Origin of the sequence: Tardiphaga sp. 866_E4_N1_4, from assembly GCF_052076075.1 — a bacterium.
Taxonomy (GTDB): Bacteria; Pseudomonadota; Alphaproteobacteria; order Rhizobiales; family Xanthobacteraceae; genus Tardiphaga; species Tardiphaga robiniae.
Window position 1 is genome coordinate 1,603,034 of record NZ_CP197242.1, and the last position, 23,930, is coordinate 1,626,963.

23 protein-coding genes and 1 tRNA gene are annotated in these 23,930 nt (G+C 62.2%); 6 read left to right on the plus strand and 18 right to left on the minus strand.

Annotated elements, in window-relative coordinates:
• Entirely contained in the window at nucleotides 1-1,191 is a 1,191-nt protein-coding gene (gene tuf / locus AB8B20_RS08005; RefSeq protein WP_184517871.1) for an elongation factor Tu, read from the minus strand.
• A 174-nt stretch (nucleotides 1,192-1,365) separates the two neighbouring features.
• On the opposite strand from tuf, the gene AB8B20_RS08010 reads away from it, so the two are divergent.
• Entirely contained in the window at nucleotides 1,366-2,589 is a 1,224-nt protein-coding gene (locus AB8B20_RS08010; RefSeq protein ID WP_439072205.1) for a serine hydrolase domain-containing protein, read from the plus strand.
• Nucleotides 2,590-2,745: 156 nt separating this feature from the next.
• Here the strand turns inward: AB8B20_RS08010 and AB8B20_RS08015 are convergent, their stop codons facing one another.
• Both AB8B20_RS08015 and AB8B20_RS08020 read right to left on the minus strand, forming a co-directional pair.
• Entirely contained in the window at nucleotides 2,746-3,513 is a 768-nt protein-coding gene (locus AB8B20_RS08015) for an SDR family NAD(P)-dependent oxidoreductase (RefSeq protein WP_439072206.1), read from the minus strand.
• A gap of 192 nt (nucleotides 3,514-3,705) precedes the next feature.
• Nucleotides 3,706-4,449: a histidine phosphatase family protein gene (locus AB8B20_RS08020; protein ID WP_093762162.1), complete on the minus strand. Its 744-nt coding sequence runs from the start codon at nucleotides 4,447-4,449 to the stop codon at nucleotides 3,706-3,708.
• Between the two features lie 134 nt (nucleotides 4,450-4,583).
• On the opposite strand from AB8B20_RS08020, the gene AB8B20_RS08025 reads away from it, so the two are divergent.
• A complete protein-coding gene (locus AB8B20_RS08025; protein ID WP_439072207.1) occupies nucleotides 4,584-5,369 on the plus strand; it encodes an SDR family NAD(P)-dependent oxidoreductase in 786 nt (261 codons plus the stop codon).
• Between the two features lie 29 nt (nucleotides 5,370-5,398).
• Here the strand turns inward: AB8B20_RS08025 and AB8B20_RS08030 are convergent, their stop codons facing one another.
• The 5 genes from AB8B20_RS08030 to AB8B20_RS08050 form a co-directional block, all read right to left on the minus strand.
• Nucleotides 5,399-6,655, minus strand: coding sequence for an MFS transporter (locus AB8B20_RS08030; protein ID WP_439072208.1), 1,257 nt, complete (start codon nucleotides 6,653-6,655; stop codon nucleotides 5,399-5,401).
• Nucleotides 6,656-6,760: 105 nt separating this feature from the next.
• Nucleotides 6,761-7,672, minus strand: a complete 912-nt coding sequence (locus tag AB8B20_RS08035) for a DMT family transporter (protein WP_439072209.1) — start codon at nucleotides 7,670-7,672, stop codon at nucleotides 6,761-6,763.
• 199 nt (nucleotides 7,673-7,871) lie between these two features.
• Nucleotides 7,872-8,783: a DMT family transporter gene (locus tag AB8B20_RS08040; protein WP_439072210.1), complete on the minus strand. Its 912-nt coding sequence runs from the start codon at nucleotides 8,781-8,783 to the stop codon at nucleotides 7,872-7,874.
• 119 nt (nucleotides 8,784-8,902) lie between these two features.
• Nucleotides 8,903-9,964: a phosphotransferase family protein gene (locus AB8B20_RS08045; protein ID WP_439072211.1), complete on the minus strand. Its 1,062-nt coding sequence runs from the start codon at nucleotides 9,962-9,964 to the stop codon at nucleotides 8,903-8,905.
• 22 nt (nucleotides 9,965-9,986) lie between these two features.
• Nucleotides 9,987-11,222: an acyl-CoA dehydrogenase family protein gene (locus AB8B20_RS08050; RefSeq protein WP_068731553.1), complete on the minus strand. Its 1,236-nt coding sequence runs from the start codon at nucleotides 11,220-11,222 to the stop codon at nucleotides 9,987-9,989.
• A 269-nt stretch (nucleotides 11,223-11,491) separates the two neighbouring features.
• Here AB8B20_RS08050 and AB8B20_RS08055 point away from each other — a divergent pair, with 269 nt between their 5' ends.
• Both AB8B20_RS08055 and AB8B20_RS08060 read left to right on the plus strand, forming a co-directional pair.
• Nucleotides 11,492-12,163, plus strand: a complete 672-nt coding sequence (locus tag AB8B20_RS08055) for a TetR/AcrR family transcriptional regulator (protein ID WP_089265633.1) — start codon at nucleotides 11,492-11,494, stop codon at nucleotides 12,161-12,163.
• Nucleotides 12,164-12,248: 85 nt separating this feature from the next.
• Complete coding sequence (locus AB8B20_RS08060) at nucleotides 12,249-12,977, plus strand: YkgJ family cysteine cluster protein (RefSeq protein WP_439072212.1); 729 nt, start codon at nucleotides 12,249-12,251, stop codon at nucleotides 12,975-12,977.
• A gap of 117 nt (nucleotides 12,978-13,094) precedes the next feature.
• On the opposite strand, the gene AB8B20_RS08065 is transcribed toward AB8B20_RS08060, so the two are convergent.
• Nucleotides 13,095-13,328 (minus strand): hypothetical protein, encoded by a 234-nt coding sequence (locus AB8B20_RS08065; protein WP_093762152.1) that lies wholly within the window; start codon nucleotides 13,326-13,328, stop codon nucleotides 13,095-13,097.
• A gap of 189 nt (nucleotides 13,329-13,517) precedes the next feature.
• Here AB8B20_RS08065 and AB8B20_RS08070 point away from each other — a divergent pair, with 189 nt between their 5' ends.
• Nucleotides 13,518-14,132 (plus strand): hypothetical protein, encoded by a 615-nt coding sequence (locus AB8B20_RS08070; protein WP_439072213.1) that lies wholly within the window; start codon nucleotides 13,518-13,520, stop codon nucleotides 14,130-14,132.
• Nucleotides 14,133-14,162: 30 nt separating this feature from the next.
• Here the strand turns inward: AB8B20_RS08070 and AB8B20_RS08075 are convergent, their stop codons facing one another.
• The 9 genes from AB8B20_RS08075 to AB8B20_RS08115 form a co-directional block, all read right to left on the minus strand.
• On the minus strand, nucleotides 14,163-14,330 hold the full coding sequence (locus tag AB8B20_RS08075) for a hypothetical protein (RefSeq protein WP_439072214.1): 168 nt from the start codon (nucleotides 14,328-14,330) through the stop codon (nucleotides 14,163-14,165).
• Between the two features lie 507 nt (nucleotides 14,331-14,837).
• The gene (locus tag AB8B20_RS08080) at nucleotides 14,838-15,962 is read right to left on the minus strand and encodes a serine hydrolase domain-containing protein (RefSeq protein ID WP_439072215.1); all 1,125 of its coding nucleotides are present in this window, start codon (nucleotides 15,960-15,962) and stop codon (nucleotides 14,838-14,840) included.
• 473 nt (nucleotides 15,963-16,435) lie between these two features.
• On the minus strand, nucleotides 16,436-16,792 hold the full coding sequence (locus AB8B20_RS08085) for a hypothetical protein (protein ID WP_439072216.1): 357 nt from the start codon (nucleotides 16,790-16,792) through the stop codon (nucleotides 16,436-16,438).
• A 2-nt stretch (nucleotides 16,793-16,794) separates the two neighbouring features.
• Complete coding sequence (locus AB8B20_RS08090; protein ID WP_439072217.1) at nucleotides 16,795-17,304, minus strand: hypothetical protein; 510 nt, start codon at nucleotides 17,302-17,304, stop codon at nucleotides 16,795-16,797.
• 288 nt (nucleotides 17,305-17,592) lie between these two features.
• A tRNA-Gly gene (locus AB8B20_RS08095) sits at nucleotides 17,593-17,666 on the minus strand.
• A 1,119-nt stretch (nucleotides 17,667-18,785) separates the two neighbouring features.
• On the minus strand, nucleotides 18,786-19,580 hold the full coding sequence (locus AB8B20_RS08100; protein WP_439072218.1) for a MetQ/NlpA family ABC transporter substrate-binding protein: 795 nt from the start codon (nucleotides 19,578-19,580) through the stop codon (nucleotides 18,786-18,788).
• 45 nt (nucleotides 19,581-19,625) lie between these two features.
• Nucleotides 19,626-20,291 carry a methionine ABC transporter permease gene (locus tag AB8B20_RS08105; RefSeq protein WP_068732062.1) on the minus strand — a complete coding sequence of 222 codons (666 nt, stop codon included), beginning with the start codon at nucleotides 20,289-20,291 and terminating at the stop codon, nucleotides 19,626-19,628.
• A complete protein-coding gene (locus tag AB8B20_RS08110) occupies nucleotides 20,281-21,402 on the minus strand; it encodes a methionine ABC transporter ATP-binding protein (protein ID WP_439072219.1) in 1,122 nt (373 codons plus the stop codon). Before AB8B20_RS08110 ends, AB8B20_RS08105 begins: the two co-directional genes overlap by 11 nt.
• A 207-nt stretch (nucleotides 21,403-21,609) precedes the next feature.
• Nucleotides 21,610-22,572, minus strand: a complete 963-nt coding sequence (locus tag AB8B20_RS08115; RefSeq protein WP_439072220.1) for an aliphatic sulfonate ABC transporter substrate-binding protein — start codon at nucleotides 22,570-22,572, stop codon at nucleotides 21,610-21,612.
• A gap of 423 nt (nucleotides 22,573-22,995) precedes the next feature.
• Here AB8B20_RS08115 and AB8B20_RS08120 point away from each other — a divergent pair, with 423 nt between their 5' ends.
• Nucleotides 22,996-23,904 (plus strand): aliphatic sulfonate ABC transporter substrate-binding protein, encoded by a 909-nt coding sequence (locus tag AB8B20_RS08120; RefSeq protein ID WP_089265635.1) that lies wholly within the window; start codon nucleotides 22,996-22,998, stop codon nucleotides 23,902-23,904.
• The last annotated feature ends 26 nt before the right edge of the window (nucleotides 23,905-23,930 follow it).

Here is a 23,930-nt window from a genome sequence, read left to right on the forward strand (position 1 = left end):
CTACTCGATGATGCTAGCGACGACGCCTGCACCGACGGTGCGGCCGCCTTCACGGATGGCGAAGCGCAGCTTTTCTTCCATCGCGATCGGTACGATCAGGTGCACTTCCATGGCGATGTTGTCGCCCGGCATCACCATTTCGGTGCCTTCCGGCAGATGCACAACACCGGTCACGTCGGTGGTGCGGAAGTAGAACTGCGGACGGTAGTTGGTGAAGAACGGCGTGTGACGGCCACCCTCTTCCTTGGTGAGGATGTAGGCTTCGGCCTTGAACTTGGTGTGCGGCTTCACCGAACCCGGCTTGCACAGCACCTGGCCGCGCTCGACGTCTTCACGCTTGGTGCCGCGCAGCAGCGCGCCGATGTTGTCGCCGGCCTGACCCTGATCGAGCAGCTTGCGGAACATTTCAACGCCGGTGCAGATCGTCTTCTGCGTGGCGCGGATACCGACGATTTCGATTTCCTCGCCGACCTTGACGATGCCGCGCTCGACGCGGCCGGTGACAACGGTGCCACGGCCCGAGATCGAGAACACGTCTTCCACCGGCATCAGGAACGGCTGGTCAACCGGACGCTCCGGCTGCGGGATGTAGCTGTCGACATTCTTCATCAGTTCGAGAATGGCGTCGTGACCGAGCTTCTGGTCCGAGTTTTCGAGAGCGGCCAGCGCCGAACCCTTGATGATCGGAATGTCATCGCCCGGGAAGTCGTACTTCGAGAGCAGTTCGCGCACTTCCATTTCCACGAGCTCGAGCAGCTCCGGATCGTCGACCATGTCGCACTTGTTCAGGAACACGACCAGCGCGGGAACGCCGACCTGGCGGGCCAGCAGGATATGCTCGCGGGTCTGCGGCATCGGGCCGTCAGCGGCCGACACGACCAGGATGCCACCGTCCATCTGCGCGGCGCCGGTGATCATGTTCTTCACATAGTCGGCGTGGCCAGGGCAGTCGACGTGGGCGTAGTGGCGGTTGGCGGTCTCGTATTCGACGTGCGCGGTCGAAATCGTGATGCCGCGGGCCTTTTCCTCGGGCGCCTTGTCGATCTGGTCGTAAGCGGTGAACGTAGCACCGCCCGTCTCTGCCAGCACCTTCGTGATCGCCGCCGTCAGCGACGTCTTGCCGTGGTCAACGTGACCGATCGTACCAATATTGCAGTGCGGCTTGTTACGTTCAAATTTTGCTTTGGCCATAGATCCACCTGTTAAGCCACGCCCGTGCGCAGCACCAAACCGGCGGCTGGTTACAAGGGAAAACGGCCCTGTTCAAGCCCGAACTTCTGGGCCAAGCTCGTCCAACCATGCCGGCGAGCCCCCTATGTAAGCCGGCAAATGACAAGATCAATCAAAGCACTATCGGGAGCCCCCATGAACGCCCAAACTGCCGCAAAACACGCCATTTCCCTCGAGACCCCCGAGCTGCCGCAGGCCCGGCCGGAAACGCTGGGATTGTCATCAAACCGTCTTCAAATCATGTCGGACGCGTTCAAGCGCGAGATCGACAAGGGCACCACGCCGGGCGTCACCATGCTGGTCTCCCGCCGCGGCCAGATCGGCTATTTCGAGGCCTTCGGCAAGCAGACCCCGGACGGCTCCGCGGCCATGACGCGCGACAGCCTGTTCCGCATCTTCTCGATGACCAAGCCGATCGTCTCGCTGGGCATCATGCAGCTGGTCGAGAACGGCCATATCCTGCTGAACGACCCGCTGGCGAAATACATCCCCGCATTCGCCGACACCAAGGTCGGCGTCGAGCGCAACGGCGCGCTCGAACTGGCGCTGCCGCTGCGCCCGATCACGATCCACGACCTGCTGCGCCACACCTCGGGCATCTCCTATGAGATCACCGGCAACGGCATGGTGCAGCGGATGTACCAGAAGTCGAATCTGCGCAATCGCAACATCACCAATGAAGAACATGCGACAATCGTTGCCGGCCTGCCGCTGATCTGCCAGCCTGGCAGTGAATGGAATTACAGCCGCTCCACCGACATTCTCGGCCGCGTCATCGAGGTCGTGTCCGGCAAGTCGCTGGGCAGCTATCTCACCGAGAATATTCTTGCACCGCTGCAGATGGCCGAGACCGGCTTCCACACTGCAAGCGCGAACAAGGACCGTATCGCGCAGCCCTTCCTCACCGATCCGTGGACCGGCGAGAAAGTCGCGCTGTTCGATCCGCTCGAAATTCCGAAGATGGAATCTGGCGGCGGCGGACTGGTATCAAAGACCATGGACTATGCGCGCTTCTGCCAGATGCTGCTCAACGGCGGCACGCTGGACGGCAACCGCGTGATCGGCAGCCGCACGCTGCATCTGATGGCGTCCAATCACCTCAACCCCAATGTGAAGCTGGAGACACATCTCGTGCCGCCCGGCCACAGCTTCGGCCTCGGCTTCGCCGTGCGCACGGACGATGGTCACGCGCCCTATGCGGGATCGAAGGGTCAGTTCTTCTGGAGCGGAGTCGCCGGCACGTTCTTCTGGATCGATCCGCAGGAAGAACTGTTCGCGGTGTTCATGTCGCAGGGGCCGGGGCAGCGGGAATATTTCAGGACACTGATCCGGAGTCTCGTCTACGCGGCGGTGGAGTAAGCAAGAAAAACTCGTCATTCCGGGGCGTGGCCGGCAATTGCCGGACACGAACCCGGAATCCCGACATCGCCTGGCGCCGTCAGAGACTCCCATGCCGAGGTTCCGGGTTCGCGTGCGCAAAGATGCGCCCGCGCCCCGGAACGACGAATGTGAGGCTCAACTAATCGTCGCGCCGCCGTCGATCACCATGGTCTGCCCGGTCATGAAATTCCCGGCTGCGGATCCCAGGAACACCGCGGCGCCCGCGATTTCATCGGGGATGCCGATGCGCAGCAGCGGCGAGCGTGCGGTGGAGGCCTTGAGGTTCTCCGGATTGTCCCACAGCGCCTTGGCAAAGTCGGTCTTGATGAGGCCCGGCGCAATGCAGTTCACACGCACATTGAACTTGCCGTATTCGCAGGCGAGATTGCGCGCGAGCTGCATGTCGGCGGCTTTCGAGATCGCATAGGCGCCCAGGATCGTCGAGCCCTTCAACCCGCCGATCGACGACACGATGATCACCGAGCCGTCCTTGCGTTCGATCATGTCGGGCACGACCATGCTGGTCAGCCAGTTATTGGCGACGATGTTGTTGTCGAGAATCTTGCGGAACTGATCGTCGGAAATGCCGGCCAGCGGCCCGTAATACGGATTCGACGCAGCGTTACACACCAGCACGTCGATCTTGCCGAACGCCTTCTTGCTCTCGTCGACGAGGTTCTGCAGGTTCTCCTTGCTGGAGATGTTCGCGGCGACGGCCACCGCCGTCCCCGCGCCGAACTGCGCGTTGATCTCCTTCGCCACGTCGTCGCAGACATCCTGCTTGCGCGACGAGATCACCACCTTGGCGCCGTGCTCGGCCATGCGCTCGGCAATGGCGCGGCCGATGCCACGCGTCGAGCCGGTGATGACGGCAACTTTTCCGGTCATGTCGAACAGCTTCATGTGTGTTTCTCCCTGATGTTGTTGATGTTGTTTAAAACGCCGGCCTCTCGCTCCCTCTCCCCGCTTGCGGGGAGAGGGGTGGGGTGAGGGGGAGCCTCCGCAAGCTCGGAGCGAATGGATAGTCCCCCTCACCCGGATCACTCGCTGCGCTCGCGATCCGACCTCTCCCCGCAAGCGGGGAGAGGTTAGCAACTACGCCAGCTTTGTGCTCGACGTCGCGACTTCCGGCCCCGCCGGCTGATGCATCGCTGCATGCGAGGGATCGGCGATCCATGGCTGCTGGTTGACCATCGGGATGCGCCAGCCGCTGTGGCCGTCGCTGGCGAGATGATCGAGCCGCGTCACCGAGCAGTTGTCGATGGTGAATGCGAGGCCACGATCCGGCTGATCGTTGAGCGCAAGACCGATGGCCGCCTTGATCGTGCCGCCATGCGCCACTGCAATAATATCCTTGCCGGCGTGCTCGACATTGATGCGCTCGATGCCACGGCGCACGCGGTTGTAGAGGTCCATGAAGCTTTCGCCATTCGGCGATGGTTCATCGATGGGCGCGAACCAGTAGCTGCCGACATTGATGGGACGGCTGGCGAAGAACGCGGCGCGGTTCATGCCCTGCCAGTCGCCGAGATGCTGTTCGGCGAAATCCGCTTCATGCGGCATCGCGTCGGGCTTCGGAAATCCTGCGGCCCAGATCGCACTCGCCGTCTGATGCGTGCGCTTGAGATTGCTGGCGACCCAGACGGCATTGCGTGGCAGGATCTTGCCGACCGCATCGAACACCACGCGGTCGCTGCAGTCGCAGTCCATGTCCTTCTGGCCATAGATGTTGCCGCCGTCACTCCGCACCGGGGCGTGTCGCACCCACCACCACCGCGTCGCCGTCACGCCTTGAGGGACTGTATGCTGCGCCACGAACGGTTTCTCGGCGTTGGACATCGTGACCACCCTTCAATACTGTTTCATCCGTCCTACGTCAGAGCGCGAAGCGCCTCAAGCATCTTCGCAGCTTGGCACGCATCATTGAATTCCATATGGCGGCACGCCGCACAAAAACATACAGGGAGAGAGTTATGGGCCGCCTCGCAGGCAAATCCGTCATCATCACCGGCGCAGGCAGCGGCATCGGCCGCGCCGCAGCGCAATTGTTCTCGCTGGAAGGCGCGAAGCTCGTCATCGTCGACCGCAGCGAGAGCGTGCATGAGACAGCCAAACTTGTGAGCGATGCCGGCGGCACCATTGAAGCGATCACGGCGGATGCCGGTTCCGAGAGCGATGTGAAAGCCTATGTCGAAAAGGCGCTTTCAAAATACGGCAAGCTCGACGCGATCTGGGCCAATGCCGGCATATCAGGCGGCCTCGTGCCGCTGCTGGAGCAGACCGTCGAGCAATGGCAGGAGATCCTGCGCATCAATCTGATCGGGCCGTTCCTCGCAATCAAGCATTCCATGCCGCATATGGTGAAACAGGGCCACGGCTCCATCGTCCTCACCGCCTCTGTCGCGGGCCTGAAGTCCGGCGCCTCCGGCCATCCCTATGCGTCCAGCAAGGCCGGCGTCATCAGCCTGGTGCAGACCACGGCCTATTCGCTCTCCGGCACCGGCGTGCGCATCAATGCGGTATGTCCCGGCCTCATCGAGACCGGCATGACCAAGCCAATCTTCGACAACGCCAAGGAACGCGGCACGCAGGGCAAGATCGGCCAGCTCAATCCGCTGAAGCGCGCCGGCCAGCCGCATGAACTCGCGGCGATGGGATTGTTCCTGGCAAGCGACGAAGCGTCCTACGTCAACGGCCAGGCAATCCCGGTGGACGGCGGCCTGACGGCGTCGATGCCCTATGCGGGCAAGCCGATCTAAGACGGAACGCGGGATGGGTTTGGCTTCGCTCAACTCATCCTGCGATCCAGAACAACTGCTGCATGCGTCGCCCGCGGGGCGGCCAGCACAGCAAGCGCCGAGGCCACCTGAATGGCGACGCCGATGAAAATCGGTGTCGCGTAGCCGCCCGTAAGGTCTCGCAGAAGCCCCATGGTTGCCGGCCCACAGGCATTGATCACGCCGGCAATCCCGATGGACAGCCCGAGCACCACGCTGAACGCGTTCGACGGGAATTCGCGCTGAACGATCAGCGCCGGCAGCGTGATCAGATTGCCCATGGAAAAGCCGAACACCGCGCAGGCAAGGAATAGCCCGGTCGTGCTGGTCGATAACCCCAATACGCTCAGTGCCGCAGCCTGGCTGAAGATCGATACCGCGGCAGCGCGGCGTGGGTCGACGCGGTCGGCAACGAGACCAAGCGTAATGCGCCCGACCAGCGACATGGCCGTTGTGAGCGAGACCGCGCCGCCCGCCGACTGAAATCCGATTACCGGCGTCAGGATCGATATCTGATGCACGATGAACGCAACCTGCACCAGGATCGCGAACGCGAATGGTGCGGTCAAGCTCCAGAACCCGGGATCGCGCAGGAGGTCTGCACGTGACAATGGCGGAGCCGCATGCACAGCTTCGGCAATCCGCCGTTCCCCTGCGCGCGGGAATCGAACCATGATTGCCACGACCGGCACGAGCACGATCGCCAACACGGCGGCGGCGATATCCAGCGCGTGACGAAATCCGGTGGCTTCGACCAGCAGGACCAGGCCGGGCATCAACAAGATGCCACTGAACGTCGCCCCGGTGAAGGTGAGACTGATCGCCAGGCCGCGCTTGCGGTCGAACCAGGCACCGACGATCGCCGCAGCGGTGATCGTGCCAAGGCCGACCCAGGCCAGCGCGAGCACGACAAAGCCTGCATAGAGATGCAGGAGGGAGTCCGCCGATGCCAGTAATACAAGACCTGTCGCAAGCGCGGCGATACCCGCAAGGACCAGGCTGCGCGGCCCGATCCAGCGCAACAGATCGCTGACGAACATCGATAGCAGGGAGCCCAATACGAGACAGAGCGTACTTCCCGTTGCGATTAGCCCGGTCGGCCAATCGTTGAGGCGGCGGAGTTCGGCGACATAGATGCCCTGCCCGTACAGGCCGAAACCGAAGATCGAGATCTGGACCAGAAACAGGGCGGCAACAATCCGCCAGCCCATATAGCGCAACGACGTCTCGTCAGCCGGATCGGTCTCGGCCATCGCATGCGTTTGCATTTCCCCACCGCCGCGCTCAATGCGTCCTCATAGAACGCTACCTATGATTGCGGCGCCATGCCATCGCTGCGTATCGGATGGGCGGTCAAGAAATAACGCAGACAGTTACAATCCATCGGGCGGAGCGTTCGACGAATTCGTCGCCAGCAAGCGGTCGCGCACGCGCTCGCGGTGGAATGTGTAGATGCCGGACAGTACGATCACGCTCGCGCCGAGCACCATCATGGCGTCGGGCACGTCACCGAAGACCAGATAGCCCAGCAGCATCGCGTAGAGCATCTGCGAATAGCGCATCGGCGCGACCGATGAGACGTCACCGACGCGCAATGCGAGGATGACGCACTGGAATCCGATCAGCGTCATCACCGCCGCCAGCGCCAGCAAAGCGAGCGAATGAAACGATAGCGCAGTCCAGTCCCCGTGCAGCAGAGTGAACACTGCCCCTGCCAGCGTCACCGCAACGGCGGTGAGAAAGGTGACGAACAGCGTGGGAATTTCGGCCGGGATGCGTTTGGTGACGAGATCGCGCGTGGCGTAGAACAACACCGACAGCAGCGCCACCAACGTGAACTGACTGAACCCCTCGGCGCCCGGCCGCACGATGATCAGCACGCCAATGAAACCCGCGGCAATCGCCAACCATCGCCGCCACCCCACCGGCTCGCCCAGGATCAGCACGGCGCCGCAGGTCATCACCAGCGGCAGCGATTGAACGATGGCGGTCACATTGGCGAGCGGCAGCGCGCTCACCGCGACCAGGAACAGCGCCGAGCCGCCGATCTCCCCGGAGATGCGCAGCGCCACTGACGGCACGAACAGCAACCGCAGCGGCCGTAGCGCGCCCTGATGCACCGCCAGCGCACCGATCATGACGCTGGCGAATAGCCCGCGCAGCATCATGACCTGGCTGAAATGCATCTGCACGGTCAGAAATTTGGCGATCGCGTCGTTGACGCTGAAGGTTGCCATGGACACAGCCATCAGCAGGCTGCCGCGCAGATTGGGAGAGAGAGGCAAGACAATCCTGGATGAGTTACGGTCAGAGCGGACAGGCTCCGAACAGAGCAAGACTCAGGCCAAATGATTGCGCCTCGTGTGCACCAAAACAGAAACGCGAGCCAGACGACCCGCGCGTCCCTGCCATTCACTGCGCGCTGGGCCCGGCGCTGACAGCCGAGTGGAGCGACGCCCATCCTGAGGATCCGCTGTGATCGCCCTACAACCCATCCGGCGGCATGCTCGGCGCACTGGCCGCCGGCAACCGGTTGCGAACCCGCTCGCGATGGAACGCATAAAGACCGGACAGCACGATCACCGACGCGCCGAGAACCATCGGGCCGTCCGGCACGTCGCCGAACACGAGGTAGCCAAGCAACATGGCCCACAGCAGTTGCGAGTACCGGAACGGCGCAACAGCGGAGATATCGCCGGCGCGCAGCGCCAGGATCACGCACTGATATCCAATCAGCACCAGCACAGCGGCGAGCGCCAGCAGGCCGAGCGACCGGTTCGAGGGTGGCGTCCAGCCGCCCAGCGGAACGAGCAGGATGGCGCCAACGATCGTCACGACGATCGTCGTCAAAAACGTGACGAACAGTGAAGGGATTTCGGCCGGAATGCGCTTGGTCGCGAGATCGCGCACGGTACAGAACGCGACCGACAACAGCGCCAGCAGCGAAAACTGGTTGAATCCCTCCATGCCGGGACGGACCACAATGAGAACGCCGACGAAGCCCGCGGCGATCGCCAGCCAGCGCCGCCAGCCCACCTGCTCACCGAAGATGAGTGCCGCACCGAGCGTGATCGCGAGTGGCAGCGATTGAAAGATCGACGATACGTTCGCAAGGGGCAGATGTGCGAGCGACGCCAGAAAAGTCACGGTGCCGCCGATCTCGCCGAATACGCGCAGCGCCACAGACGGCACGAACAGGATGCGCAGCGGACGCAGGGCCTTCCGCTGGGTGGCGAGCGCGCCGATCAGCACGACGGCGAACAGACCGCGCACCAGCATCACCTGGCCGAAGTTCATGTGCAGCGTCAGGAATTTCGTGAGCGCGTCGTTGAGGCTGAAGCCGGCCATGGCTATGGCCATCAGCACGCTGCCGCGAAGACTGGGAGAGAGAGGCAAGTGCGTTTCCAGGTCGATCGACGCAGCAGCACTTGCTGCGGCCGGCCCTCTTGGCGGGGCATCTCTGAAGCGATCATGAAAGAGGCGCGATCCCCAGTCGGTCGCGCCTCTTCAATCGTTTATTTCGCGCCCGCGAGCTGTGCGTATTTCCACGACGCCTGCGCCAGCGGCACCGTGCGCTTGGCGGATTCCATCGCCTTGGCGGACGACGCGGTGCCATCGCGAACACGACCGGCAATGCCCTGCAGAATGCCGGTGAGCCGGAACAGGTTGTAGCAATAGTACCAGTTCAGATCCGGCACGCTCTTGCGGCCGGCCTTGTCGCAATAGATCTTGGCGGCCTCGTCCATGGTCGGGATGTTGAGCGCCTTGAAGTCGAGCCCGTCGAGGCCCGGCATGATCCACTGCATCAAAAGATAGGTGAAGTCGGCCATCGGATCGCCCAATGTCGACAGTTCCCAGTCGAGCACCGCCTGCACCTTCGGCTGCGTCGTATGGAACACCATGTTGTCGATGCGATAGTCGCCATGCACCACCGACACCCGCTCCTGCTCCGGCACGGAGGTCGGCAGCCATTCGATCAGCCGTTCCATTTCCGGAATCAGTTGCGTCTCGGAGGCGCGATACTGCTTGGTCCAGCGATCGACCTGGCGGGAAAAGTAATTGCCGGGACGGCCGAAATCGCCCAGCCCTATTTTCTCGGGATCGTAACTGTGCAGTTGCGCCAGCGTCTCGATCTTCGCCGTGAAGATCGCGCGACGATCTTCCTTCGGCACCGTTGGCAGCGCCGGATCCCAGAAGATCCGGCCGTCTTCCATCGACATGATGTAGAACGCCGAACCGATGACATTGTCATCGGTGCAGAGTGCGTAGGCCTTGGCGACCGGGAAGCCTTGCTTGCCGAGCGCCGCGATCACCTTGTATTCGCGATCGACGGCGTGCGCCGATGGCAGAAGCTTGCCGAACGGCTTGCGCCGCATCACGTAGGATTGCTTCGGCGTATTCAGCCGATAGGTCGGGTTGCTTTGTCCGCCCTTGAACTGCAGGACGGTCAGCGGCCCCTCATGGCCTTCCACATGCTCGCGCATCCAGGCTTCGAGGCTCATCTCGTCGAAGCGATGCCGCTCCTCCACTGGCCTCGTGCCGTTATACTCGTCGTCGCGCTTCACACCATCGGTCACGTCAGTCTCCGCTTAGCGTTTCTTAGTGCTTCGACTCATTGGCATACTTGCGCAGTTCGAGCCGCGCAATGGCACGGTTGTGCACCTCGTCCGGACCGTCGGCGAGACGCATGGTGCGCATCGACGCATAGTCACGGGCGAGACCCGCATCGTCGGACACGCCAGCGGCGCCATAAGCCTGGATCGCGTTGTCGATGATCTTCAGCGCCATGTTGGGGCCGGAGACCTTGATCATCGCGATTTCGAGCTGGGCGGTCTTGTTGCCGACCTTGTCCATCATGTCGGCGGCCTTGAGGCAGAGCAGACGGTTCATCTCGATATCGGTGCGGGCTTCAGCAATGCGCTGCTCCCAGATCGAATATTCGATGATCTTCTTGCCGAAGGCGGTGCGCGACGACAGCCGGCGCACCATCTTCTCCAGCGCCTCTTCGGCCTTGCCGATGGTGCGCATGCAATGATGGATGCGGCCCGGACCGAGACGGCCCTGCGCGATCTCGAAGCCGCGGCCTTCGCCGAGCAGGATGTTGCTGGCGGGAACGCGGACATTGTCCAGCTTCACCCGCGCATGGCCATGCGGTGCATCGTCGAAGCCGAACACCGGCAGCATCTTCTCGATCGTCACACCCTTGGCATCGCGCGGCACCAGGATCTGCGACTGCTGCTGGTGCTTCGCCGCGCTCGGATCGGTCTTGCCCATCACGATCATGACGGCGCAGCGCGGATCGCCCATGCCCGACGACCACCACTTGGTGCCGTTGATGACGTATTCGTCGCCGTCACGCTTGATCGAGGTCTCGATATTGGTCGCGTCCGACGACGCGACATCCGGCTCGGTCATCAGGAAGGCGGAGCGGATCTCGCCGTTCATCAGCGGCTTCAGCCACTTCTGCTTATGCTCTTTCGAGCCATAGCGCATGAACACTTCCATATTGCCGGTGTCCGGCGCGGAGCAGTTGAACACTTCCGAGGCCCAACCGATATGGCCCATCTGTTCGGCGAGCAGCGCATATTCCAGATTGCTCAGTCCCGCGCCGTGGAATTCGTCGTCTTCATGCGACGACGGCGGCATGAACATGTTCCACAGGCCTTCGGCCTTCGCCTTCTTCTTCAATTCCTCGACGATCGGGATCACCTTCCAGCGCTCGCCCGCTTCGTCCTGCTGACGATAGATCGGCACGGCGGGGCGGACATGCTTGGTCATGAAGGAGGACACGCGCTCGAGCCATTCGCGCTGGCGGTCCGACATATTGAAATCCATGGGGCGATCCTCGCGTTTTTTAGAATTGTTGGCGGCACTGTTGTCCCGTCGCTGGATCACCGCAAGAGCAAATTTGTCTCTGCTGATGCGGCACAGATCCGCGCGGGGGCGATGGCGTTGAGCAGATGCAATATGCCATCAGGCGCACATTGACATTTCCCGACGCTCAAACGATAGTTTCATACACGCGTTTGAAATGCAATGACCCCGATCCGCGCCACTTGCATGGGGCCATGTTGCAAAAGGACCGTTTTGATCAGGACGATCGCATGGCAGCAGACCACACACGGACGGCGATCATCACCGCAGCCGAACGGCTCTATGCCGAACGCGGCTTTGCGGATGTGACCATGCGCGACATTGTGGCCGCGGCGGACGTCAATCTCGCGGCGGTGAATTATCATTTCGGCAGCAAGGACGAACTGATCGCCGAACTGTTCGTGACGCGCAGCCTCGCCACCAATCGCGAGCGCCTGCGCGAATTGAAGGCGGCGGAGGAAGCCGGCGACGGCCGCGCCGACATCCATGCGATCTTTGCCGCGCTGGTCGGCCCGACGCTGCGCGGCTGCCTCGGCCCCGAGAAACAACGCTCGGACGCCGCGCGTTTCATGATCCGCGCCTCGATCGAATCCGTGCCGCCGATCCGCAAGATCAAGAACCGCGAGGTCGATCACCTCAAGCGCTTCGCCGCGGCGATGCGCCGCTCCCTGCCCGATCAGGATCCCGCGGATATCTTCTGGGCGCTGCATTTCGCGCTGGCCATGGCGCACCAGACCATCCGCGACAGCGAACGCCTGACGCGCATGTCCGACGGGCTGTGCGACCTCAACGATGTGCAGGCGATCACCGACCGCGTGGTCGCGGTCGCGGTCATGGCGCTGACGGGGAAACCGGCCAAGGCCGCGCAGAAGGAACCGGCCAAAGCGAAAGCGCGCGCCTGAACGGTAAAGCCCGGTTCCCGTCCCAGATTGCGCGTGACGCCCCCGCGATTCGCAGCGTATTCCGGGAGCGGATCGGGACCCCAGCATGAGCGCACAGGACGCCATCGACTTCGTGTCGGACAATATCGCGGAAGTGGGCACGCTGATGCGCTCGCTGTCCGGCCGCTATGAAGGCATCTTCGGCAATCTGCGCGCGGCCTATGGCGTCGCCTTCGAACAGGCGGACAGCATCGCGGACGCCGCCCGCGATGCGACCGCCATTGCGGACGCCGCCACCGCAAGTTTTCGCGACAACATCCCGAACCAGCCGGGCAATGCCTGCACCAGCGGCTGCGCCGCCTGCTGTCATCTCTATGTCCAGGTGCCGCCCGGCACCGCGACCGTGATGGCAAGACATATCGCCGCGCATTTCACGCCGGACGAACAGACGGCACTCCGCACCCGCCTCGAAGTTGCCGCGGCTGCCGCACGCGATGCCGCCGACGTCATGAAACTTCGCATGCGCTGCGCGCTGCTCGGATCGGACAATCGCTGCACGGTCTATGAGGTCCGCCCGCTGACCTGCCGCGCCTTCACCTCGCGCTCGGTGGCGCGCTGCCACGACGTGGTGTTCGGCGACGTGCCTGAGGGCACCGGCGTCGAACAGAACGCCGCGCATTTCCGCATTCACATGGAAGCGACCTTCGCGCTGGAACAGGCAGCACGCAATCGCGGCCTGCCCGATACGCAGAAGGGACTGGCCCAGGCGCTGCTGGACGAGATGGGAACCATCGCTGGGCCTGCACCGGAAGCTAAGCGCCATGCCGGTTCGTGATGGCGAATGCGCGACCCCGCTCACGACCAACAGCCGACATGATCGATGAGTATTTCCGTCCCTTCGTCGCGCGACTCTACATTCATATCCAGGGGCTGACGCCCTCCCCGCCACCGGCTATCGGCGCCGCGATTTGCGTGAGTGCTGGACTGGCGCAGGCGCAGCCGGCTGCGACACGAGTGAGCCCGATTGGTTTGTGACGTAGCCGCGCGATTCCTGCAGCCGGCGCTGGTAGCCCGGCGAGTTCATGAAGCTGCTGCCACCGCCTCGGGCAGATGCCGCGTCAGCGAGCGCGAGTTCAGCAACGGCAGCCAGGATGAGCAGCGCAGCTTTCTTTGACATGATGGTCATTGTTCGAACCTCTCCGACCTGAGCAAGCAGAGCAAGGCAAAATCGTTCCGACAATCACATGGCACATGGAATGAGGCTGCGGGAGCGCACCAGTGTTCCCGATCACCGCACCGTGATGCTCCCCCGCGTAATCATCGCGATCCCCTAACGTAACTCTCACGGCACCACGCCAAAGCGAAAGGACGAAATATGAGAGCGTTTTATGCTGTAATCACCGGGCTGGGCATTGCCCTGCTGAGTGCAGCCACCATTTCCGCCGCAAGCGCAGCCGAGACGGTTCGCGTGCGCGGCACGGTCGAGAGTGTCGACGGCGCGAAGCTGACGGTCAAAACCCGCGAGGGCAATTCGACCGCGATCAAGCTGAACGATAACTGGAAAGTCACCGGCGTGGCCAAGGCCTCGCTCAACGACATCAAGCCCGGCGACTTCGTCGGCATCGCCTCGCTGCCCAAATCGCGCGGCGGCGACGGCGCCCTCGAGGTGCTGATCTTCCCGGCGGGCATGAAGGGCACCGGCGAAGGCAGCTATCCCTGGGATCTGAAGCCGAACAGCACCATGACCAACGCCACCGTCACCAACGCCGTCAAGGACGTCGACGGCCGCAACATCACGGTGACCTTTCACGGCAAGGAAAAGACCATCTCGGTCGCGGACGACACGACGGTCGTGACCTTTGCGGCTGCCGCGCAGGGCGACCTGAAGCCGGGCATGACGGTGTTCGTACCGTCGCAGAAGGCGGACGACGGAACGCTCACCACCGGCAACGTGGTCGCCGGCACCAACGGCGTCGTGCCGCCGATGTAGCCCGCGCGAAGCGCGCATTGCGCCGGGGGATCAGTCGAGCGGCTTATCGTCGTCGGTCGGAGGCTCTGTCTCCGGCGAGCAGATGTCGCCGCCACCGAACTGATCCTCCGGAGCGGGGTGATCTCCGGGAATCGTGAGCGGGTCCGGCTTTTCGCCCGGACCTTCCGGGGCCTGCTCCGCTGGCTTGCGAACATTCATGCTGGTGCCTCCCTGTGCGAGCCAACGCGGCCCCGTGCAATCCGTTGCATGGGAGGCGACGTCTGCGTTCTGAATGGGAGCGTCCTGGATCCGCGCCGCGATCAGTTGCCGGATGCGCAGAAGGGACTGGCGCAGGCACTGCTGACGAGATGACGGGTTGATACGGGCCCTGCTCGATACCGGACGCAACGACTGGCCGGAGCTATTTACCGCGCATTAAGCATAAACTGCCATCTTCGCATCGAAGCTGCCGACATAGGTGCCTCAGATGATTTCGGAAGCACAAATTTTACGTTTGATTGCCCTGCCACTGGCAGGTTGCGCCTTCCTGATTGCCGTTTATCTCACGACCGGAATCGGCTTGAGATAAAGCGACGCGGAAACCGAGCAGCGGCTCATCCGGAAGCGGAAGAATGCGCTATCCCGCAACGCCCCGCCTGCGTTGCCTCCCTTGCGCGGCACCGCCAAGATGCGAGCTTTAAAACTCCACGCCCGAACGGAAGCGTCCTAGATCCGCGCCGCGATCAGCTGTCGGATGAACTCCGGCGCCTTCGCGCTGGGGAGCCACCGCGTCACCGCGATCATCTCGGCGTCGCGGTCGATCCAGATCATGTTGCCACCAGCGCCGAGCGCATAGACGGCTGTGTCCGGCGCGCTTGTGTTGGCATGCGGCCCCCGGTTCAGCCACCACAGGAAGCCGTAATTCGGCTGCTGGGACGACTGCGTCCACATCGCGTCGACCCAGGCCTGCGACAGCAGCCGCTTTCCATTCCAGTCGCCGCCGCGCGCCATCAAGAGGCCGAAGCGCGCATGGTCCTCCGCGCCGATGAACATCCCGCCGCCCCAATGGCCGCCGCCCGGCACCGACTGCATCCGCTGTCCGTCGATCTCGACGAAGGAATTCTCATAGCCGACCCAGCTCCAGTCCTTGGACGCGCCGATCGGATCCATGATGCGCGCACGCAGCACATCCGGCAGCGGGTGCTTGAACAGATTCAGCAGGCAGAGCGACAGCAGGTTCACGCGCACATCGTTATATTCGTAGAAACTGCCCGGCGCCTGCAGCTCACGCAGCTCGCCCTTGCGGCTATTGTCGGCATTCGGCGCGACCAGACGGTTGTGATCGATCTGGTCCGGCTTGCCGAACAGCTCGCCGCGCCATTCGCTGGTCTGCTCCAGCAGATGCCGCCAGGTAACCTTGGCGTTATGCGCATCCGTAAACAGCGGCCCGGGCACGCGTGTGGCCACCGGCTCGTCGATATCCCCGATCAGCCCGTCATCGACCGCGAGGCCCGTCAGCACGGCGAGATAGCTCTTGGCGATGGAGAAGGTCATATCCAGCCTGTTGATCTCGCCCCACGACGCCAGCACGCGACCGCCTTGCAGCACCACGCCCGCCGACCCGCCGCGCTCCTTGACCGGCCCCAGCACCGCGCTCCATGGCCCGGTCTCGTTCCAGTCCACATTCGGCGCGTAGCGGCCGTCATCGTAATAGAAGCCCCGCGGCCACGGCGTTTCATTGGCCTGCGCAAACGCCACTGCTGCAGCGAGCTTGTCCGGCGCATAGCCGGCGGCGCGCGGATCGACCTTGTCCCAGGCGGTTGCGGTGGGGAAATAACGGGGATCGGTCATGGGGGATCGGGCTCGCTTTGGACAACACGCCCGGGGGTTATTGACCGGATAGGGAGCGGCGGCAAGCTATCGAGACGCGTATGATTTTTTTGGGGAGGAGCGCAGCCCGAATGAGCGAAGCGACATCCGGGATTAGTCGCCCCCGCCCACAATCGCTGTACTCATGCGCGCTACGCTTGATAGCCACGACGCGTCAGAGACCGCGCGATCAGATTGTCAGCCACAAAAACTGATACTCTAACGATAAGAGATTCAGCTTCAATCACTTACGGAATCTCTCCCAGAAAAGCATGCCCCGTTTGCGCCCCAGCGGAGGAATACCGGTAACCACTGCGCGGGTTCAAACTAGACATGCTCGGTGCGCTCGACAGCACGTCATTAAAGGGGACACGGAGCAAGCCAGTGGCTAGGAGCTGGTCACCGAATCGAGCCGGTAACGCCAGTGCTTTTCGACGCATTGTTTTTTTTGCGTTCTATTCGAGATCCCTGAGTATCTCATTCAGAACTTTATCTGAACCAAATGCCTGTCGCCGACTAGTCTCGTATAGGCCTTTCATCATCCTATAATATTCTTGGTCCGCTTGACCATAAACCTCGTTATCCAGGTCCGCGTCATTGAAGCTATCGGCAACCTCCCCGGTGCTATCGACGAGCTCTATGGTGTACATCTCAGACGTGCCCGACGGCGGCGTCATTCGTAATTTTACGGTATTCTTCCGCAAAATGACTTGGAAAACGCCATCCTCCGCAGTGCGCTTCCACTCGATTTCGCTAATACGGGTCTTATAGACTAGTCGCTCAAGCAACCTGATTTGCTTATCAAAAGCCATAACTAGGCTCCTCCGCGCGTCTTAAGAGCTTGCAAAATTGCAATGAGAGCATCGTTATCATCCGATATCAGCATGTTGAACTTTTCACCACGAGGTGCAGCTCGGCCTTTGAGGTGAGATTCAGCTTGGCGCTCCATATCCGAAAGATTGGAGATGAGACTTTGAACGACTGCTAACTCAGTGTCGCTCACGATCATGCCGCCTTCACGAAGTGTAATGAGTTGCTTGCGCGCGGCCCCGTATTTATCAGGCAAGGCGTTCCAGTCGACTTGACCACGATGCAACCGCTTTATTTCATCCAACGCAGCGATGATGGCTTGAGTGTCGACCGCAGTATCGAACAATCGGATTGTGCTACGAGTATCCTCAGAGGCTTTTTTCGCCGCAACGGCTGCACGTCGGGCTGAAAACGTCGCCAAGATTGTGATAGCGAAACCGATCAAGCCGGCGACGTCGGCCCAAGTTCCAGCCAAGTCGTATGCTTTTAGCCAGCTAAGAATGTCAGTCGCCACAATTTGCCTATTGTTGGGCGGACGCACCGCTCAAACATAAAAACATTACTTCTCTACAACTGGAAGCCGACTGCGCAGATGTGCACAACTATACTTAAGAACTTCATTGGCGCGAGAACGTTCACTGAACTTCCGTCCCGTTTCATGTGCCGCATCTAATACAGAGTAGTTCGGACCAGCGTAGTGATCGCCGGAATCGTGAAAACTGCTGGCAACAGCCCGCAAATGACGCTGTTGATTGGTACAGCAGGCGGCACATGCAAGTTGCCGCGAACCTATTGATTTTATTGGAGCGGGTAGAGGGAATCGAACCCTCGTATTCAGCTTGGAAGGCTGCTGCTCTACCATTGAGCTATACCCGCGTGCCGCGTCAGGTAACACGTTGCGCGGCGCGTCTCAACCTCATGTGAGGTCGCATCCCCTGCCCGCTACGATCGGCGGATTGCGGTTGGATTTCAAAGGGATGGCGTGTGGACATGGGATTTGCGGCTGGAGGCCGGCCGTAGATGCCGGGCCGCCTCGCTCGTCATTCCGGGGCGCATGGAAGCGGCGAAGCCGCTGAAATGCGAACCCGGAATCTCAGAGTGTTTTGCGCTGTCTGGAGATTCCTATGCTGAGATTCCGGGTTCGCGCGCGAAGGCGCGCCCGCGCCCCGGAATGACGAGTGTTGGGGGAGCGATACGGCGCTTAACATTTTTTCCTATATTCCGTTGACAATATCCCCATCATGATTATATTCCCCTTCGTCCGGCCCCGATGAGAGGGGCGAGCGCGATCGTCACGTTCGCGGGGCTGGATGCGGTGGACGCCGGAGATGCGGCGTCACGCGGTTCATGGGGGAACGTCTGTCTTCGGGCAGGACGGATCTGCGCCAGCACTGCCACTGGCAAGGACACGGCCGACCTTGAGATGGAAAGACCCCTGGACAGTGTGACGGACGACCAAATCGAAACGCGTCCGGCTTAAGTGCTTGAGGCTACCCTGTCCCTCCGCCCTGGGACACTAATTTTGGTGATGGGGCCGTTCGCCAAGGCAGATGTGCAGGCAACCGAAAAAACACCGCAGGCGGAACGCCGGGCACTTCGCCCAGCGCGTCCGAAAGTCCTGATGCACTCTATAGATTGCGGAAGACCGCATCGCATCAGGCCCAAGGGTGCAACGGGCACCCGGCGTTCCGCACGCCCTCTCGATTGAGGGTGGGAAGGAATGCGCAAAACTCGGACGCCATTGGCGCCGCGAGAATGCGAGCGCGTGGCTCTTTGAAATTTTGGAGATGCGATGGCGCGACGGCGCCAGAAATATCCCTCCCCCCGCGCGAAGCGAAGCTTCGCTAGGCGGGAAGGGTCGGCCGAGCGAAGCGGAGGCCGGGGTGAGGGTGGGGGTGGGGGTTGCCCCACGTGAGGGCGCCGCTTGTGGCACCCCCACCCGACCGGCCAAGCGGCCGGCCACCCTCCCCGCAAGGGGGAGGGAAAAGAAGGACCTTACCAGGTCGCGAGCACCGAGCCCTTGAACTTCTCGTCGATGAACGCCTTCACTTCCGGCGACTGATAGCTCTCCACCAGGGTCTTCACCCAGGGCTTATCCTTGTCCACGGCGCGCACCGCGATGATGTTCGCATACGGGCCCTTCGGATCCTCGCGCAGGATCGCGTCCTTCACCGGATCGAGACCGGCCTGCGTGGCGTAATTGGTGTTGATCCCTGCGACGTCGACGTCAGGCAGCGTGCGCGGGAGCTGCGCGGCATCGACCTCGGTGATCTTCAGCTTCTTCGGATTGTCTGATATGTCGAGCAGGGTCGGCTTGAAGCCGACGCCGTCCTTCAGCTTGATGATGCCCTTGTCACGCAGCAGGATCAGCACGCGGCCGCCATTGGTAGGATCGTTCGGGATCGCCAGCGTAGCGCCTGACTTGACCTCGTCCCAGGTCTTCACCTTCTTCGAATAGATGCCCATCGGGAAGTTGATGGTGTTGCCCACAGCGACGATCTTGTATTTGCGATCGGCCACCTGGTTGTCGAGATAGGGCTGATGCTGGAACGAATTGGCCTGCAGGTCGCCGGCTTCCAGCGCCGCATTCGGCACCACATAGTCGGAGAATTCGATGATCTGGATGTCGAGGCCCTTCTTGGCGGCGACGGCCTTAGCAGCTTCCAGCACCTGCGCATGCGGACCGGGGGTCACGCCGACCTTGATGGTCTCGGCGCTGGCAGCACCAGTGAGCGCGGCGAAAGCGAGGATGGAGAGAAGATAGCGACGAAGAGACATTGTGTTTTCCATTGTGAGTAAACGAGTGTGAGCGGGCCCGCTGCAGCGGGTGACCACTCAGGAATGTCGCGTGCGCTTGTCGAGGCGGCGCGAGATGAAGTCGCCAAGGCTCTGCACGCCCTGCACGAGGCAGATCAGCACGGCGACGACCGTCGCCATGACTTCCGGCATGAAGCGCTGATAGCCGTAGCGGATACCGAGATCGCCGAGCCCGCCGCCGCCGACGGCGCCGACCATGGCCGAATAACCAATCAGGCTGACGGTCGCGAGCGTCAGCGCCAGCGTCACCGCCGGCATCGCTTCCGGCAGCAGCACCTTCCAGACGATCTGCAACGGGCTGGCGCCAAAGGCACGCGCGGCTTCGACGAGGCCCTGATCGACTTCGCGGATGGCGCCTTCGATGACACGCGCGATGAACGGCGTCGCAGCGATGGTCAACGGCACCACGGCGGCGCTGGTGCCGATCGAGGTGCCGGCGATCAGCCGCGTCAGCGGCACGATGGCGACGACGAGAATGATGAACGGCGTCGAGCGCGTGGCATTGACGACGAGGCCAAGCAGCCGATTGACGTTCGGCGCCGGGAACAGCTCACCGGCGCGGCTGGTCGCCAGGAAGATGCCGAGCGGCAGGCCGGCCAGCGTGCCGAAAATGCCCGCCAGCGCCACCATGGTGAGCGTGTCCAGCGTCGACCACAGGATCATGTTGATCAGTTCAGGCGACATAGCCGAGATGCTCCACGGTGTTGCGGGTCGCGGTGAGGTCGGCGATCAGCTTCGCCTGCAATTCCGGCTCTGCTGCGACCGATGCGATCAGCGTGCCGAACGGATGATCGGCAACATATTCGATCTGGCCATGCATGATGTTGAAGTCCACGCCATAGGCACGCGTTAGCCGTGAGAGTACGGGCTCATCGGCATCGGCGCCGGTGAAGGCGATGCGGATCACGGCCTGACGACCGGGCGCATAGTCCGCGAGCAGCTTGGCCTGCAGCCATTCCGGCACATTGCCGCCGGTGACTTCGCCGACAAAGCGCTTGGTCGTCGCGTGCGTGGGCTTCGAGAAGATCTCGTAGGTCGTGCCCTGCTCGATGATCTGGCCGCCTTCCATCACGGCGACGCGCTGAGCCAGCTTCTTCACCACGGACATTTCATGGGTGATGAAGAGAATGGTCAGGTTGAGATCGGCATTGATCTGCTTGAGCAGCGCGATGATCTGCGCCGTGGTCTCGGGATCGAGCGCGGAAGTCGCCTCGTCCGACAGCAGCACTTTCGGCTTGGTGGCGAGCGCGCGTGCAATGCCGACGCGCTGCTTCTGGCCACCGGAGAGTTCGGCCGGATAGCGGTCGCGCTTGTCGGCAAGGCCGACCATGTCGAGCAACGGCTCGACGATGCCCTTGATCTGGTTGCGCGGCGTGCCGGCGATCTCCAGCGGCAGCGCGATATTGTCAAAGGCGGTGCGTGACGACAGCAGGTTGAAATGCTGGAAGATCATGCCGATGGAGCGGCGCGCCTGGCGCAGCGCCTTCTCATCCAGCGATCCGATGTCGAGGCCGTCGACGGTGACCTTGCCACGGGTCGGCTGCTCGAGCCCGTTGATGAGGCGAATGAGGGTCGACTTGCCGGCGCCGCTCTTGCCGATCACGCCGACAATGGCGCCTTCGGGCACCACGAGGTCGATGTCGTCGACCGCCTTCACCTCGGCGGAATCCTTCCGCGACGGGAAGATCTTGCTGACGCCATCGAAGGAGATGATGGCACGCCCTTGTTGGCCAGGATCTTGCGGATCGAGAACTGGCACGGGCGCTCCGGTCGGCTTGGACAGGGGAGCGTTCATTGAATGACGTTTCTGCGCAGTTGTGAAGCACGGGGCCGGCCTGCGTGTCGCGGGCGCCGTGGCGGCAACCTACTGATTTTGGGCATTATTTCAACCGCACTGCACAAATGAGGAAAATCCAGCGGTTTCAATGGCCTGCGGGAGTAAAAGAGTGCCGGGAGACGGCTGGTGACAGCGCTAATCGTCTCCCGGCGAGTTTTCGGGAGCTCAGGAGCCCGGGGTCCAGGTCCAGACGATGTCCTTCACATTGATCGCCTTGGGGATCAGGCCGAGCTTGTGGAAGCGATCCGCCGTCTCCTGCTGGGTGGCAATGATCCGGTCATTGATCGGCACCACCGTATAGTTCGACCGCTCGACGGCGCGCGTGGTGGCGGTCTTCTCGACACCGGTCGCCTCCTGAAGCTTCGTTGCGACCTCCGGCCGATTGGCCTCGGCCCACTTTCCTTCATCGGCAAAGGTCTTGTTGAACAGCGCGACGATGTCCGGGTGTCTGGTGGTGAAATCCTTGTTGGCGAGAAAGAACGAAATGGAATCCTGCACATCCTTGGAGAAGGCAATCACCCGCGCCTGTTTGCCCTCGGCGAGCGCCAGATACGGATCCCAGATCGACCACGCGTCGATATTGCCACCGGCGAATGCCGCCACCGCGTCGGCGGGGCCGAGATAGACCGGCGTGATATCCGCATAGGTCAGGCCGGCCTTCTCCAGCGCGGCGATGATGGTGTTATGCGCGCTCGATCCCTTGCCGAAGCCGACCTTCTTGCCCTTGAGATCTGCGAGCGTCTTGATCGGTGAATTCTCGGGAACGACGATGCCCTGATTGTAGCCGCGCGACGGGATGGCGGCGATATAGACGAGATTGGCACGCGCGGCCTGCGCGAAGATCGGCGGCGCATCGCCGGCATAGCCGAAGTCGACATTGCCGGTGTTGATCGCTTCGAGGATCGGCGGCCCGAACTGGAATTCGACCCATCGGACGCTGATGCCCTTTTCCTTGAACACCTTGTCCAGCGTCGCGCGCTGCTTCACGGCCGGGAAGATGCCGGCCTTCTGAAAGCCGATGCGGATTTCCTTCAGCTCCTGCGCAGTCACCGGCGATGCGGTGAGCCCGGCGGACAGCAACAAGGCTGCGGAGAGACCTGCGACCACGGATCGTCGGGAATAGGACATGCGCTGTTGCTCCATTTGCGCCCGGGGGATGCAAGGGCGTGATGGTCAAACGCTACGCGCGATTGCGAAGATTGTGCTTTCAAAGGTCGCGGGCAGTCTGCAAGTTTTGCAATCCGAAGGTCAGCTCCGGGAGCAGCTTCATCTCCGCCGCAGGGAAATAACCTGCTCTTCCGGAGCCAGCCAGAAGGCATGCGGAGAACGTTTCCGCTGCACAACAAGGCTATCGCAGCATGCCTGCATCGCCGCGCCCGGAACTACAGTTGGCCATTTCATTGACGGAAACGAGCCGCTCTCGCACCTTTGCTGCTCACGAAACATCATCAGCAAAGCAGTGCCAACATGCTTCCGATCCACATCGCCCGCTTCATCGAACGCTTCGTGTTCCGGCGCACCCGGGCGCTGCAACTGGCCGCTGTAGCCTCCATGCTGTCGGTCTCATTCGCCTGCGCGCAGACACCGGACACGGTGCGCATCGGCTATCAGAAGTCGTCGACGCTGATCGCGGTGCTGAAGACCAATGGCGAATTGGAGAAGGCGCTCGCGCCGCTCGGCGTGAAGATCAGCTGGCATGAATTCACCAGCGGCCTGCCGCTGCTCGAAGCCATCAACACCAACAATGTCGACTTCGGCGCCGACGTCGCCGACACCGTGCCGCTGTTCGCGCAGGCAGCCGGCGCCAAGCTCGCTTACATCGCCGAGGAAGCCGCCTCGCCTGCCGCGCAGGCGATTGTGGTGCCGGCGGAATCGCCGCTCAAGACGGTCGCCGATCTCAAGGGCAAGAAGGTCGCGGTGACCAAGGGTGCCGGCAGCCACTTCCTGCTGCTCGCTGCGCTGAGCAAGGCCGGCCTCACCTTCAAGGACATCCAGCCGGCCTATCTGCCGCCAGCCGACGGGCGCATCGCCTTTGTCGGCGGCAATGTCGATGCCTGGGTGGCATGGGATCCGTTCCTCACCAGCGCGCAGCGCCAGTCCAACGCCCGTGTCCTCGCCGACGGCAGCAACGGGCTTGCCAGCTACAAGCGCTACTATCTCTCATCGGCCGCCTATGCCGACAAGCGCGGTGACGTGCTGAACGTCATTTTCAAGAAGCTCGATGAGACCGGCAAATGGGCCAAGGCCGAGCCGAAGGAAGCCGCCAAGCTCCTCTCAAGCCTGTGGGGCATCGACGCCGCCACCGTCGAGGAAGCCAACAGCCACCGCTCCTACAAGGTCGGCGCCGTCACCAAAGCCGGCCTGTCCGAGCAGCAGATCATCGCCGATGCGTTCTTCAACGAAAAGCTGATCCCCGTGAAGGTCGACGCCAGCGACGTGAAGATCTGGGCGCCGAAATAATCCCATTCTGACATTCCCTGAAAGAC

Bases quoted from the DNA above. Each gene is read 5' to 3' on its own strand.
- tuf (WP_184517871.1), bottom strand. From the start codon at position 1,191: ATGGCCAAAGCAAAATTTGAACGTAACAAGCCGCACTGCAATATTGGT.
- AB8B20_RS08010 (WP_439072205.1), top strand. From the start codon at position 1,366: ATGAACGCCCAAACTGCCGCAAAACACGCCATTTCCCTCGAGACCCCC.
- AB8B20_RS08015 (WP_439072206.1), bottom strand. From the start codon at position 3,513: ATGAAGCTGTTCGACATGACCGGAAAAGTTGCCGTCATCACCGGCTCG.
- AB8B20_RS08020 (WP_093762162.1), bottom strand. From the start codon at position 4,449: ATGTCCAACGCCGAGAAACCGTTCGTGGCGCAGCATACAGTCCCTCAA.
- AB8B20_RS08025 (WP_439072207.1), top strand. From the start codon at position 4,584: ATGGGCCGCCTCGCAGGCAAATCCGTCATCATCACCGGCGCAGGCAGC.
- AB8B20_RS08030 (WP_439072208.1), bottom strand. From the start codon at position 6,655: ATGCAAACGCATGCGATGGCCGAGACCGATCCGGCTGACGAGACGTCG.
- AB8B20_RS08050 (WP_068731553.1), bottom strand. From the start codon at position 11,222: ATGGATTTCAATATGTCGGACCGCCAGCGCGAATGGCTCGAGCGCGTG.
- AB8B20_RS08055 (WP_089265633.1), top strand. From the start codon at position 11,492: ATGGCAGCAGACCACACACGGACGGCGATCATCACCGCAGCCGAACGG.
- AB8B20_RS08060 (WP_439072212.1), top strand. From the start codon at position 12,249: ATGAGCGCACAGGACGCCATCGACTTCGTGTCGGACAATATCGCGGAA.
- AB8B20_RS08065 (WP_093762152.1), bottom strand. From the start codon at position 13,328: ATGACCATCATGTCAAAGAAAGCTGCGCTGCTCATCCTGGCTGCCGTT.
- AB8B20_RS08070 (WP_439072213.1), top strand. From the start codon at position 13,518: ATGAGAGCGTTTTATGCTGTAATCACCGGGCTGGGCATTGCCCTGCTG.
- AB8B20_RS08075 (WP_439072214.1), bottom strand. From the start codon at position 14,330: ATGAATGTTCGCAAGCCAGCGGAGCAGGCCCCGGAAGGTCCGGGCGAA.
- AB8B20_RS08080 (WP_439072215.1), bottom strand. From the start codon at position 15,962: ATGACCGATCCCCGTTATTTCCCCACCGCAACCGCCTGGGACAAGGTC.
- AB8B20_RS08085 (WP_439072216.1), bottom strand. From the start codon at position 16,792: ATGGCTTTTGATAAGCAAATCAGGTTGCTTGAGCGACTAGTCTATAAG.
- AB8B20_RS08100 (WP_439072218.1), bottom strand. From the start codon at position 19,580: ATGGAAAACACAATGTCTCTTCGTCGCTATCTTCTCTCCATCCTCGCT.
- AB8B20_RS08105 (WP_068732062.1), bottom strand. From the start codon at position 20,291: ATGTCGCCTGAACTGATCAACATGATCCTGTGGTCGACGCTGGACACG.
- AB8B20_RS08110 (WP_439072219.1), bottom strand. From the start codon at position 21,402: ATGAACGCTCCCCTGTCCAAGCCGACCGGAGCGCCCGTGCCAGTTCTC.
- AB8B20_RS08115 (WP_439072220.1), bottom strand. From the start codon at position 22,572: ATGTCCTATTCCCGACGATCCGTGGTCGCAGGTCTCTCCGCAGCCTTG.
- AB8B20_RS08120 (WP_089265635.1), top strand. From the start codon at position 22,996: ATGCTGTCGGTCTCATTCGCCTGCGCGCAGACACCGGACACGGTGCGC.